Source organism: Caulobacter sp. GW821-FHT11E10 (assembly GCF_058808375.1).
Window position 1 is genome coordinate 177,123 of the sequence record NZ_JBXARP010000005.1, and the last position, 13,011, is coordinate 190,133.

Annotated in this window: 11 protein-coding genes; 10 read left to right on the forward strand and 1 reads right to left on the reverse strand. The window is 66.1% G+C overall.

The window, feature by feature from the left end; translation table 11 throughout:
• Positions 1-5 precede the first annotated feature (5 nt).
• From rnc to AC1RRV_RS11965, 9 genes are all read left to right on the forward strand, one after another.
• Positions 6-701: a ribonuclease III gene (gene rnc / locus AC1RRV_RS11925; protein WP_492859845.1), complete on the forward strand. Its 696-nt coding sequence runs from the start codon at positions 6-8 to the stop codon at positions 699-701.
• Positions 702-808: 107 nt separating this feature from the next.
• Positions 809-1,417, forward strand: coding sequence for a thioredoxin domain-containing protein (locus tag AC1RRV_RS11930; protein ID WP_492859847.1), 609 nt, complete (start codon positions 809-811; stop codon positions 1,415-1,417).
• 41 nt (positions 1,418-1,458) lie between these two features.
• Positions 1,459-1,935, forward strand: coding sequence for a GNAT family N-acetyltransferase (locus AC1RRV_RS11935; RefSeq protein ID WP_492859848.1), 477 nt, complete (start codon positions 1,459-1,461; stop codon positions 1,933-1,935).
• Positions 1,936-1,982: 47 nt separating this feature from the next.
• The gene (gene era, locus AC1RRV_RS11940) at positions 1,983-2,933 is read left to right on the forward strand and encodes a GTPase Era (RefSeq protein WP_492859849.1); all 951 of its coding nucleotides are present in this window, start codon (positions 1,983-1,985) and stop codon (positions 2,931-2,933) included.
• The gene (locus AC1RRV_RS11945) at positions 2,926-3,783 is read left to right on the forward strand and encodes an arylamine N-acetyltransferase family protein (RefSeq protein WP_492859850.1); all 858 of its coding nucleotides are present in this window, start codon (positions 2,926-2,928) and stop codon (positions 3,781-3,783) included. The genes era and AC1RRV_RS11945 overlap by 8 nt, the downstream gene beginning before the upstream one ends.
• A gap of 2 nt (positions 3,784-3,785) precedes the next feature.
• Positions 3,786-4,517, forward strand: a complete 732-nt coding sequence (gene recO, locus AC1RRV_RS11950; protein ID WP_492860103.1) for a DNA repair protein RecO — start codon at positions 3,786-3,788, stop codon at positions 4,515-4,517.
• A 52-nt stretch (positions 4,518-4,569) separates the two neighbouring features.
• Positions 4,570-6,156, forward strand: a complete 1,587-nt coding sequence (locus AC1RRV_RS11955) for an alkaline phosphatase D family protein (RefSeq protein ID WP_492859851.1) — start codon at positions 4,570-4,572, stop codon at positions 6,154-6,156.
• Positions 6,157-6,300: 144 nt separating this feature from the next.
• Positions 6,301-8,577 carry a DNA topoisomerase IV subunit A gene (gene parC / locus AC1RRV_RS11960; protein ID WP_492859852.1) on the forward strand — a complete coding sequence of 759 codons (2,277 nt, stop codon included), beginning with the start codon at positions 6,301-6,303 and terminating at the stop codon, positions 8,575-8,577.
• Entirely contained in the window at positions 8,574-9,968 is a 1,395-nt protein-coding gene (locus tag AC1RRV_RS11965; protein WP_492859853.1) for a serine hydrolase domain-containing protein, read from the forward strand. The genes parC and AC1RRV_RS11965 overlap by 4 nt, the downstream gene beginning before the upstream one ends.
• A gap of 70 nt (positions 9,969-10,038) precedes the next feature.
• On the opposite strand, the gene AC1RRV_RS11970 is transcribed toward AC1RRV_RS11965, so the two are convergent.
• On the reverse strand, positions 10,039-11,478 hold the full coding sequence (locus AC1RRV_RS11970; RefSeq protein ID WP_492859854.1) for a hypothetical protein: 1,440 nt from the start codon (positions 11,476-11,478) through the stop codon (positions 10,039-10,041).
• Between the two features lie 201 nt (positions 11,479-11,679).
• On the opposite strand from AC1RRV_RS11970, the gene AC1RRV_RS11975 reads away from it, so the two are divergent.
• Positions 11,680-12,993 (forward strand): serine hydrolase domain-containing protein, encoded by a 1,314-nt coding sequence (locus tag AC1RRV_RS11975; RefSeq protein ID WP_492859855.1) that lies wholly within the window; start codon positions 11,680-11,682, stop codon positions 12,991-12,993.
• Positions 12,994-13,011: the final 18 nt, after the last annotated feature.

Consider the following 13,011-nt stretch of genomic DNA (forward strand, 5'->3'; position numbering starts at 1 on the left):
TGGTCATGGATAGACGGGTCGCCGCCGTCGGCGACCTGGAACGCCGGATCGGTCACGCCTTCAAGGATCGCGAACTTCTGGAACGCGCCCTGACGCACGCCAGTGTCGGGGACGGCGCCAAGAAGGTCCGCGATAACGAGGTGCTGGAATTCATCGGCGACCGCGTGCTGGGCCTGCTGGCTGCGGAAGCCCTGGCCCAGCGGTTCCCGAAGGCCAAGGAAGGCGAGCTGGCCCCGCGCCTGAACGCTCTGGTCAGCCGCGAGACCTGCGCCCGCGTCGCGCGGGCGGCGGGTCTGGGTCCCGCCCTGCGCCTGTCGGCCTCGTCCAGCAAGATCGGCGGCCGCGAGACCGACTCGATCCTGGCCGGCGGCACCGAGGCCCTGATGGCCGCGCTCTATCAGGATGGCGGTCTCGACGCCGCGCGCCGCGTGTTCCTGGATCTCTGGAGCGACGAGTTCGACCGGGCCGGGGAAGGGCGTCCGCGTGACCCCAAGACCGCGTTGCAGGAATGGGCCCAGGGCAAGGGGCGGCCGCTGCCGACCTATCGTGTTCTCGATCGCACGGGTCCCGACCACGCGCCGGTCTTCACGGTCGAGGTGGCCGTGATTGGCGTCGATCCCGCCATCGCCAAGGGCAAGTCGCGGCAGGAGGCCGAAAAGGCCGCCGCCGGAGCACTCCTGGAACGCGAAGGCGCGGCATAACGCGTCGCGTGCTTATCAGCCGCCGCGATGCTCAGGGTTGACCGCGCGGATGGCGGACGCCTCTGATGGCGACCTCAACAATACGATTCTCGTCGGGGAGTAGTCGGATGCGCCGGTTCCAGCTCGTTGTCGCCGCTCTCCTGAGCCTCATCGTGGTCGCTTGCGGCAAGGGCCAATCCTTTCAGGCGCTGCCGGACGACATGAGCCTGGGCAACAAGGACGCCAAGATCACGGTCGTCGAGTATGCCTCGGTCGGTTGCCCTGTCTGCGCACGCTGGCAGAAAGAGGTCTATCCGGCCTTCAAGGCCAAGTACGTCGACAGCGGCAAGGTGAACTACGTGTTCCGCGAGATGCTGGTCGGCGGCGACGCCGAGGTGACCGTGGCTTCCGCCGGTTTCCTGCTGGCCCGATGCGCGGGCAAGGACAAGTATTTCCAGGTCGCCGACGCGGTCTATGCGGCCCAGCCGGGCGTCTTCTATTCGCCACGCGACACCCTGCTGGAGATCGCTAAGTCGGCCGGGATGAACGAGGCCCAGTTCGACAAGTGCGTGCAGGACGAGGCGCAGATCAAGGCGCTGAACGACCGCGTGCAGCGGAATTCCAAGGAGCACGACGTCAACAACACGCCGACCTTCGAGATCAACGGCCGCAAGATGGAGCCGGGCTACCACTCGCTGCGGGAGATCGACGCGGCGATCGCCAACACGGGCGTCTGATCGGCGTCATGGCGCTTGAACTCAGCACGGCGCGTCTGCGAATGCGCCCGCCCATCCAGGCGGATCTCGACGGCTGGGCGACCTTCGACGCCGATCCCATCGCGACCCGCTTCTTCGGCGGGCCGAAGTCGCGCGAGACCTCCTGGGACGGCATGGCGCTGGCGGCTGGCATGTGGGCCTTGCGCGGCTGCGGACTGTTCTCGGTCTTCGAGGCCGAAACCGGCCAATGGGTCGGGCGCGTAGGGCCGTGGGTCCCCGAAGCGCCAGGCCGCGCCGAAGTGGGGTGGGCGATCCTGCCCGCCTTCTGGGGACGCGGCTACGCGACCGAGGCCGCGGCGGCGGCGGTCAACTGGACCTTCTCGCATCTGGATTGGCGCGAGGCGCTCCATCGGATCGATACCGGCAACCAGGCCTCCATCGCGGTCGCCGGACGCATCGGCTCGCGGTGGCTGCGGACCGAAATCAACGCCGATGGCCAGCCGGTCGAGATCTACGGACAGTCGCGAAACGGGTCGTGATCCTCGGGGGGAGGAATTTCGGCCTCGCTGTGCTACACGCACCCGCAATGACTGACACCACCTCCCAAACTCGCGCCGGTTTCGCGGCGATCATCGGCGCGCCGAACGCCGGCAAATCCACGCTGGTCAACCGCATGGTCGGGGCCAAGGTCTCGATCGTGACCCAGAAGGTCCAGACCACCCGCTTCCCCGTGCGCGGCGTCGCGATCGAGGGCGACACCCAGATCGTGCTCGTCGACACCCCCGGGATCTTCAGCCCGCGCCGTCGCCTGGACCGCGCCATGGTGCGTTCCGCCTGGGCCGGTTCGGAAGACGCCGAGGCCACCGTTCACCTAGTCGACGTCCAGGCCGAACTGGCCAGCCGCGAAGACAAGGCCACGCCGGGTGAATACCGCTCGGTCCAGGACGTCCAGACGATCATCGAGGGCCTGAAGGCCGCCGACCGCAAGGTCATCCTGGCCCTGAACAAGATCGACGGCGTCAAGCGCGACACCCTGCTGCTGGTCGCCAAGGAGTTCTTCGACACCGGCGTCTATACCGACGTCTTCATGATCAGCGCCTCGACCGGCGCGGGCGTCGAGGACCTGACCGCTAAGCTCGTCTCGATGATGCCCGAGGGCCCCTGGCTCTATCCGGAAGACCAGACCGCCGACCTGCCGGCGCGACTGCTGGCCTCCGAGATCACCCGTGAGAAGGTCTATCTGCGCGTCCACGAAGAGCTGCCCTACGCCGCCATGGTCGAGACCACGGCCTTCGAGGAGCGCAAGGACGGCAGCGTCCGCATCGAGCAGACCATCCTGGTCGAGCGCGAGGGCCAGCGCATCATCGTGATCGGCAAGGGCGGCCAGACCTTGAAATGGATCGGCCAAGCCTCACGTGAGGAGCTGTGCGACATCCTCGATCGCAAGGTTCACCTTTTCCTTCACGTGAAGGTCAAGGAGAACTGGGCCGAGGAACGCGGTCTGTTCAGCGATATCGGATTGGATTTCGATGTTTGATGCCCCTGCGGCCGACGTGGCCGTTGATCTGGACGCCTACTTCCAGCGCATTGGTTACGACGGCCCTCGGGAGCCCACGATGGCGACCCTGCGCGCCATCACCCAGAAACATCCCGACGCGATCCCGTTCGAGAACCTCGACGTTCTGTTGGGGCGTGGGATCAGCATCGTCCCGGCCGAGATCGACGCCAAGCTGATCGCGGCTGGGCGGGGCGGCTATTGCTACGAGCAGAATGGACTGCTGAAGCGCGTCCTCGAAACCCTCGGCTTCCAGGTCGAGGGCCTGATGGCGCGGGTGCAATGGATGCTGCCAGAGGGCGCGCCGCCGCGACCACGCTCGCACATGGTGCTGGGCGTGACGCTGGATGGTGAGACCTGGCTGGCCGATTCCGGTTTCGGCGGCTGCGTGTTGACCGCGCCGCTGCGCCTGTTCTCGGACGAGATCCAGGACAGCCCGAACGGCAAGTTCCGCATCGCCGACACCCAGACCGGCGGCGTCGCCGAGCGTCAGGTTCAAGCCGACCTCTCGGGCCATTGGGCGCCGCTGTATCAGGTGTCGAAGGGCGGCTGGGCCGACATCGACTACGAGCAGGCCAACTACTTCACCTACACTCATCCCAGCTCGCACTTCACCTGGAGCATGACGGTGGGCCGCACCACGCCGACCGCGCGCTACGCCCTGAAGAACAACCGCTTCACCCATCGCGACGTCACTGGCGCGGTGGTCGAGCAGCGTGATCTCTCGGTTGACGAGCTGGAAGCGACCCTGCGCGACGTGATCGGCCTGCCGGTCGAGGCCGACTGGAAACCGGTGCTGGAGCAGGTCGTGGCGTGGGGAACGCCGACTTGAGCCTGGAATGGGAGGACGAAGCCTACGTCCTCTCTGCCCGCTCGCACGGCGAGACGGGAGCGATCGTCGAGCTTCTCACCCAGGATCGCGGCAAGTTCGTCGCCCATGTCGCCGGCGCGGCTTCGCGGCGGATGAAGCCTTTCCTGCAGCCGGGCGCGAGAGTCATCGCCCGCTATCGCGCCCGGATCTCCGATCAGATGGGCTCGGCCACCCTGGAACCGATGGGCGAGGGGCCTTCGTCGCTGTTCGATGACCGTCTGGCCTTGGCCGGTCTCTCCGCCGCCGCCGCCGTCGCGGCCGCCTCCCTTCCGGAGCGCGAGGCTCATCCTGGCGCGTTTCACGCCCTGGAGGCCCTGATCCGGGTGCTTGAGATTTCCGAGATCTGGCCGGCCGTCTATGTCCGTTACGAGGCCGGTCTGTTGCAGGAGCTGGGCTTCGGCCTCGACCTCTCCAAATGCGCGGCCACGGGCAGTTTCGACGACCTGGTCTATGTCAGCCCCCGCACGGGGCGGGCCGTCAGCCGCGACGCCGGGCGGCCCTATCACGACAAGCTGCTGCCGCTGCCGCCGTTCATGCTGTCGTCGCAAGGCGGCTTGAGCGAAGGCGACGTGAAGGCCGGGCTCGATATCACCGGCCACTTCCTCGAACAGTTCGTCTTTGGCCCTCTGAACAAGCCGCTGCCACCGGCCCGGGTCTGGCTGCTGGATCGCCTGACCGAGGCGGGCAGGCTTTAAGAACCGTCACAAAGCCGAGCTATCGGCGGGACTTCAGTTCTGGAGGTTCGCCATGTCCGTCCTCGACCGCTACGCCTTCAGCCGCCGCCGTCTTCTGACCGCCTTCGGCGCTTCCGCCGTCACGGCGCTGTCGATCCCGCTTGTTAGCGGCAAGGCCCTGGCCCAGGCGGTGTTCCGAACCTACCCGTTCCAGCTGGGCGTGGCCTCGGGCGACCCGGCGCCGGACGGCTTCGTGATCTGGACGCGGCTGGCGCCGGAGCCGTTCGAGATCGACTACGGCATGCCCAAGGCACCCATCGCGGTCGACTGGGAGGTCGCTGACGCGCCCGGCATGCGCAACATCGTCGCCAAGGGGACGACGGTCGCGCCGCCGGAGCTGGGGCACTCGGTCCATGTCGAGGTTTCGGGACTGCAGCCGGGCCGCGACTACTGGTACCGCTTCACCGCCGGCAAGGAGCGGAGCCTGGTCGGCCGGGCCCGCACCACGCCAGCCCTGGGCGCGGCCGTCGACCGAGTCCGCTTCGCTGTCGCCGGCTGCCAGAGCTACGAAAACGGCTACTACACCGCCTACCGTCGGCTGGCCGAGGACAATCCGGACTTCGTGTTCTGCTACGGCGACTACATCTATGAGGGGCGCGGCAACCGCGTTTCGAACGGCGCCAACGGCCCGGTCGAGAATGTCCGCCAGCACTTCGGCGGTGAGATCTACGCGCTCGACGACTACCGTCGCCGCTATGCCCAGTACAAGATGGACGCCGACCTGCAGGCCGCCCACGCCGCCGCGCCATGGTTCACCGTCTGGGACGACCACGAGACCGACAACAACTGGGTCGGCGACCTTGATCAGGACGGCACGGATCCGAAGCTGTTCAACCTGCGCCGCCAGGCCGCCGTCCAGGCCTATTACGAGAACATGCCGCTGCGGGCGTCGAGCTTCCCGGTCGGGGCCAGCTTGCAGATCTATCGCCGCGCGACCTATGGCCAGCTCTTGAACCTCAACCTGCTGGACACCCGCCAGTTCCGTACCGACCAGCCCTGCAACGACAAGTACGGTTCGTGCGACGCCATCGGCGAGCCCAAGGCCGAGGTGATTGGCGAGAAGCAGGAGAAGTGGTTGATGGAGGGGCTGGCCGGCTCGAAGTCGACCTGGAACGTCGTCGCCCAACAGGTGATGATGATGGACCTGGATCGCGATCCGGCCCCAGGCGTGACTTCCAGCCCCGACTCCTGGGCCGGCTATCGCATCCCGCGCGGTCGCCTGCTGTCCAAGATCCGCGACGCTAAGGTCGGCAATACCGTCGTTCTGACCGGTGACGAGCACCAGAACTTCGCCGGCGATCTGTTCGTCGACGGCCAGAAGCACGAAGGCGCGCCGATCGCGTCGGAGTTCGTGGTGACCTCGATCACCTCGGGCGGCGACGGAACTGACCAGACCGCGGCCTACGCCAAGATCCAGGCGGTCAATCCGATGCTGAAGTTCAACAACAGCCAGCGCGGCTACGCGATCTGCGACGTGACCCCGAAGGCCTATGTCACCGAGTTCAAGGTGCTGGACGCGGTCACCCGGCGCGACGGCAAGCTGTCGACCCGCGCGAAATGGGCTCTGGAGGCCGGAAAACCGGGGATCGTTCAGGTCTAGGCGCGTGACAGCCGAAAGTGTGAGCGGTTTCGGCGCCCGTCACGCGCCAAAACATGGGGGATAGAGCCCGCTTGCGGGCTCTATCCGGTCGAATCGTCGAGGGGATTTCTGCTAGGGTCGACGCCCGGAGTACGAATCCCCTCGATGAACAAGCCTGTCCTTCCCCCCGGCGGTCCTGACGACGGCGACCGCATCCTCGACGAGCCGCTGACGGAAGCCCTGTCGCGGCGCTATCTGGCCTATGCGCTGTCGACCATCGGCTCGCGGGCGCTGCCTGACGTACGCGACGGCTTGAAGCCGGTGCATCGTCGCGTGCTGTACGCGATGAGCAACATGCGCCTGAACCCCGACGCCGCGGCGCGCAAGTGCGCCAAGGTGGTCGGTGAGGTAATGGGTAACTTCCACCCCCACGGCGACCAGTCGATCTACGACGCCCTGGTCCGCCTGGCTCAGGACTTCGCCCAGCGCATCCCGCTGGTCGAAGGGCAGGGGAACTTCGGCAATATCGACGGCGATAACGCCGCGGCCATGCGCTACACCGAGTGCAAGATGACGGAAGCGGCGACGCTTCTGCTGGACGGCATCGACGAGGACGCGGTCGATTTCAAGCCGACCTATGACGGCCAGGACGAGGAGCCGCTGGTTCTGCCGGCCGGCTTCCCCAACCTGTTGGCCAACGGCTCGTCGGGCATCGCGGTCGGCATGGCCACCTCGATCCCGCCGCACAACGCCGCCGAGCTGATCGACGCCTGCCACCTGCTGCTGGCCAATCCCGACGCGACGACGGAAGAGATTCTGGAGAAGGTCCCGGGTCCCGACTTCCCGACGGGCGGCGTTATCGTCGAGGGCCGCGCCTCGCTACTGGAGACCTACGAGACCGGTCGCGGCGGCGTGCGCATCCGCGCCAAGTGGGAGAAGGAAGACACCGGTCGCGGCACCTACCAGATCGTCGTCACCGAGATTCCGTACCAGGTGAAAAAGTCGGATCTGGTCGAGCAACTGGCCGACCTGATCGACAGCAAGAAGGCCGCCCTGCTGGGCGACGTCCGCGACGAGAGCGCCGAGGACATCCGCCTGGTCCTCGAGCCCAAGTCCAAGAACGTCGAGCCTGAAGTGCTGATGGAGAGCCTGTTCAAGCTCTCGGCGCTGGAGAGCCGCTTCCCGGTCAATATGAACGTGCTGGACGCGCGCGGCACGCCGGGCGTCATGGGCATCAAGCAGGCCCTGATGGCCTTCCTGGCCCACCGCCGCGAGGTGCTGACCCGCCGGGCCCGCCACCGCCTGGCCAAGATCGAAGCCCGTCTGCACATCCTGGACGGCCTGCTGATCGCTTACCTGAACCTCGACGAGGTCATTCGGATCGTCCGCTATGAGGACAAGCCGAAGGACAAGCTGATCGAGACCTTCGCCCTCTCGGACCTCCAGGCCGACGCCATCCTCAATACCCGCCTGCGCCAACTGGCCAAGCTGGAAGAGATGGAGATCCGCCGCGAACACGCCGAGCTGGTGGAAGAGCGCGACGGCATTCTCGCGATGCTGGCCAGCGACGCCAAGCAATGGAAGCTGGTCGGCGTGGGCCTGTCGGAAGTCCGCGCCACGCTGCTGAAGATCAAGCATCCGCTGGACAAGCCGCGCCCGACGGGCACAACCGGCCGCTCGATCTTCGCCGACGCGCCGGTCGTCGACGCCGACGCGGCCATCGAGGCGATGATCGTGCGCGAGCCGATCACCATCATCCTGTCCGAGCGCGGTTGGATCCGCGCCGCCAAAGGCAAGATCGACGATCCGTCCGAGCTGAAGTTCAAGGACGGCGACAAGCTGGGCTTCCTGGTTCCCGCCGAGACCACCGACAAGCTGCTGATCTTCTCCAGCGACGGCCGTTTCTTCACGCTGGGCTGCGACAAGCTTCCCAGCGCGCGGGGCCACGGGGAGCCGGTGCGGATGATGATCGAGCTGGACGACAAGGTGAAGATCATCGACGTCTTCCCGTTCAAGGCCGGCCGCAAACGCATTCTGGCCTCGAAACTGGGCTACGGCTTCCTGATGCCCGAGGAAGAAGCCCTGGCTAACCGCAAGGCCGGCAAGCAGGTCCTGACCGTCGACGCCGCCGGCGCGGCCTTCTGCCTGGAGGCCGTGGGCGACCAGTTCGCCGTGGTCGGCGACAACGCCAAGATCCTGATCTTCCCGCTGGAAGAGCTGCCGGAAATGCCGCGCGGCAAGGGCGTCAAGCTGCAGTCCTACCGCGAGGGCGGGTTGCGCGACGGTCTATCCTTCAACGCCGAGACCGGGGCCTTCTGGATCGACACCGCCGGCCGTCGCCGCGAGTGGGCGGAATGGAAGGAATGGGCCGGGCGTCGCGCCGGCGCCGGCAAGCTGGCGCCCAAGGGCTTCCCGACCTCCAAGCGGTTCAGGCCCAAATGACCAGGGGACGGCTGCGTCGCCGCGCGCTGAGCCTACTGGCCGGCGTCTTCGGCTTCGCGGCCCTAGCCGCGACTCCGGCCTTGGCCCTGCCCAAGGGCAAGCCGGAGGAGCTGGGCTTCAGCGCAGAGCGCCTCAAGAAGCTCGACGAGCACATGCAGGCCATGGTGACCAACGGTCAGGTCGCCGGGGCCGTGACCCTGCTGGCCCGGCACGGCCGTGTTGTCCATGCCAGGGCCTTCGGCCATCGCGCCGTGGGCGGCGAGCCCATGCCGCTCGACGCCATCTTCCGCATTCGCTCCGAAACCAAGCCGGTCACGGGCGTGGCGATGATGATCCTGTACGAACAGGGTCTCTGGAAGCTGGACGACCCGATCAGCAAGTACGTACCGGAATTCGCCAACCTGCGTATCGCCACAGGCGTCGACGCGGCGGGCCAGCCGATCCTGTCGCCGATCTCGCGCTCACCGACCATGCGCGAGCTGATGACCCACACGGCGGGCTTCGCCTACGGCTTGGCCGATGATCCCAACAGCGTTGCGGATCAGGCCTATTTCCGCGCTGGTGTTCTGCAATCGACCTCGCTGAACGATTTGGTCCAGAAGGTCTCGGGCCTGCCGATGTTCTCCGAGCCCGGCCAGCTGTGGCGCTACAGCGTGGCGGCCGACATCCAGGGCTATATCGTCGAGAAGCTGTCGGGCGAGAGCCTGCCAATCTTCATGGAAGAGCGCATCTTCGCGCCGCTGAAGATGAAGGACACGGCCTTCTACGTGCCCGATCAGAAGCTGCCCCGGCTGGCCGCGCTGTACGACGCCGATCCGGTGACGGGCCAGCTGGTTCCGGCCGTGGAGGCCGCTTGGCGCGATGTCAGCAAGCCTCCGGCCGCGCCGCTGGGCGGCGGGGGATTGGTCTCGACCGCCGAGGACTTCGCCCGCTTCGCCCAGATGATCCTGAACCGGGGCGAACTGGGCGGCGTGCGGATCCTCAAGCCCGAAACCGTGGCCCTGATGACCCAGAACCACCTTCCGGCGGGCTTCGTGGTCACCACGAACGGTACGGCGGGGGTTCTGAAACCGGGACCCAAGCCGTTCCCGTTCGCCGCCGGCATGGGCTACGGCCTGGACATGGCCGTCGCCATCGATCCGGCCGCCTCGGGCGCGCCGGTTGGACCGGGCACGGTCAGCTGGGGCGGCAGCGCCGGCACCTGGTTCTGGATCGACCCGGTCAACGATCTGTTCTTCGTCGGCATGATCCAGCGCCTGGGCGGGGTCGGACCAGGCCTCGACGCCCAGTCCCGGGCCCTGGTCTATCAGGCGATCGACCGCCCGCCGCTGGTGGTCCCGCCGGGGCAGTCGCCTGCCAAGCCGGCCGTGAAGACGGCGGCCGCGCGCTGACGTCGAAAAAGGGAAAGCTCCCCCCGCCAGGCGAGGGGAGCTCCATCACGATCCTAGAAGGGCTGAAGTTCTAGGCCGCGAACAGGATGTCGGCCACCTCGGTGCTTTTGCCGACGGTCAGGCCGGTCACGCCGGTCAACTTGATCAGGCCGTCGCCGGCGTCGAGGCCCGGCGTGGCGTTCTGGTGGAAGACGTAGGTGTCGGCGCCCCACTCGAAGACGGTGTTGCTGTTGGCGGCGGTGAGGCCGGCATAAGCGGTCAGGGCGTCGTCGAAGGTCGCCGTGGCGATGAAGAACAGCTGGCGGATCTCGCCAGGGCCGACCACTCCGGGGAAGCTCAGGGTGTCGAACCCCTTCTGGAAATCATCGATCACCGCGATGTCGGTGACCTTGCCCGCGGTCAGGTGCAGTTCGGCGAAGGAGCCGATATCGACACTATCATAGCCGGCGCCGGTGGTGATCCGACCATCGAACTTCTCGACGAGGATGACGTCGTTGCCCGTGCTGGTGTCGATGTGGCCACGCATGTAGCCGTTGTCGACCGTGACGATGTCGTTGCCGCCAGCGGTGCGGATGTGTCGACCGGCGTCGAGCCCGCCAGGACCGTTGGTGATGATCGGCTTGATCACGTCATTGCCATCGCTGGCCAGGACGTGGGTGTTGTCGTCTGGCTCCTTGTTGAAGGCGTCGACGTTCCAGTCGTGTGCGAAGGAGGCCCTCTCGCCGGGCAGGCCCGGATCGGCGGGGCCGCCGATCACGTCGTCGCCGCCCTTGCCATAGTGCGAGAAGAACGCGGCTTTCGGCGTCGCTCTGCCGTCCAAGCCGAGATCGGCCATATAGGCGTGCACGGCGTCGACATAGGGCCCCTGGCCGCCTTTGACCGCTTCGGACATCAGCCAGCCGACCATCGCCGCGCGTGTGCCCAGGCCATTGCCGCCGTCGCGACCCAGTTCGGCGAAGTACTCACCGCGCGTATAGGACCCGCCACGGCCGTTCGGGATTTCCTCGGAGAGGATCCAGATGACCTCGTCGATGGAAACCGCGTGCCCAAACAGCTTCAGATAGGCTTTTTGGTAGGTAGCGTAGCTTGTGCCGTTCGCACCATACTCGGCCTCGAAGGCCTGTTTCGCCTCGCCATGCTTCACCAGGTTTACCGCGAAGTTGATGTAGCGGTTCTCGAAGCTGAAGTTGGCGTAGTAGGCGCTGTTCAGGTTGTTCGGGTTGTTGCCGGCAGCCGAGACCAGGTAGTCGATGCCGCCCGTCCCCAGGGTAATGTCGGCCAGAAAGCCGTACGACATCACCGCGACCTCGGTGGTCATCTTGGTGCTGTCCTGGATCCAGCGGACCGCGCTGGTGTAGCTCCAGAGATCACCGGCCATGCCGTTGCGGGCCGCGTCGATGCCCTGGGCCATCAGCGTGATCTGCGAGGACGCGTTGACGGGCAGTTCCGCATTGGCCGGGAGACGATGCAGGTTCCGGTAGATCGATATCAGATTGTCGAGCGTGGCCATGAGGCGCAATACCTGTATATTTCGTAATCCCTCGTGCAGTAAAAAATATACATGAACCTTGTTCGATCAACCCTGTTTCGTGTGAAAAAGCCGTAACCCTGGCGCGAGCGAAAGTCGCCGGCGTTGGTCGTTGAAAAAGCGGGTTTCAACGCAAAGGCGACCGCTCTAAGGTCCACTCAAACATTTGTTCGGGAGGGGTGCGTGGCGTTTCGCAAAATGATCGCGATTGGGTTGGTCGCGGTTCTGCTGGCCGGCGGCTCGACCGCGACGATGGCCGCGCCCAAGACGCCCGCCATCGTCGCCGCGGCGCCGGAAAGCGCCGGCTTCTCGGCGGAAGGTCTCAAGAAGCTCGACGCCCACATGCAAGGCCTGGTCGACGCTGGTCACCTGCCGGGCGTCACGACCATGCTGGTGCGCCACGGCAAGGTCGTGAACTTCGAGGTCCACGGCAAGAAGGGCTTCGATGGCCCGCCGATGACCAAGGATACGGTGTTCCGCATCTATTCCCAGACCAAGCCGGTCACCGGCGTGGCCATGATGATCCTCTTCGAGGAGGGCAAGTGGAAGCTGGACGATCCCGTCAGCAAGTACGTGCCGGAGTTCGCATCCCTGCGGGTCTTCAAGGGCGTCAATCCTGACGGCTCGTTCGATACCGTGCCCGCCGACCGCCCGCCGACCATGCGCGAGATCATGAGCCACTCGGCCGGCTTCGCCTACGGTCTCAATCCCGACAATCCAATCGACAAGGCCTATGTCGACACAGGCGTTCTGGGCGCCAAGTCACGCGAGGAATTCGTCCAGAAGGTCGCGGCCCTGCCGCTGGTGGCCCAGCCGGGCGCGCGTTGGAAATACAGCGTCGCGGTTGATATCCAGGGCCTGATCATCGAGCGCCTTTCCGGGATGTCGCTAGGCGACTTCATGGAAAAGCGGATCTTCGCGCCACTGAAGATGACCGACACCGGCTTCTGGCTGCCGGCCCAGAAAATGGACCGCCTGGCCTCGCTCTATGTCTGGGGTCCGCGGGTGAAGAAGCTGGTCCCGGCCGACGGCTTCATGGTGCTGGACATCACCAAGCCGCCGCCCGTGCCATCTGGCGGCGGTGGTCTCGTCTCGACCAATGCCGACTACGCCCGCTTCGCCCAGATGCTGCTGAACGGCGGCGAGCTCGAGGGCAAGCGCATCCTGAAACCCGAGACCGTCAAGTTGATGCGCACCAATGTGCTCAGCGACACGATCATGAATTCGGACGAACCGCCGTTCAACACGGCCCGGGGCCGTAGCTTCGGCCTCGACTTCGCGGTGGTGGAGGACAGCGCCAAGGCCGGACCGTACGGGCAGGGCAGCTACAGCTGGGGCGGCGCGGCCGGCACCTGGTTCTGGATCGACCCCACCAATGACCTTTTCTTCCTGGGTATGATCCACATCCTCAACAAGGGCGGCGACCCGGCGATCAAGGACATCGACGACGACAGCGCCAAGCTGGTCTACGGCGCGCTGGTCGACCCCGCGAAATAACAAGAACGAACGTCCAGG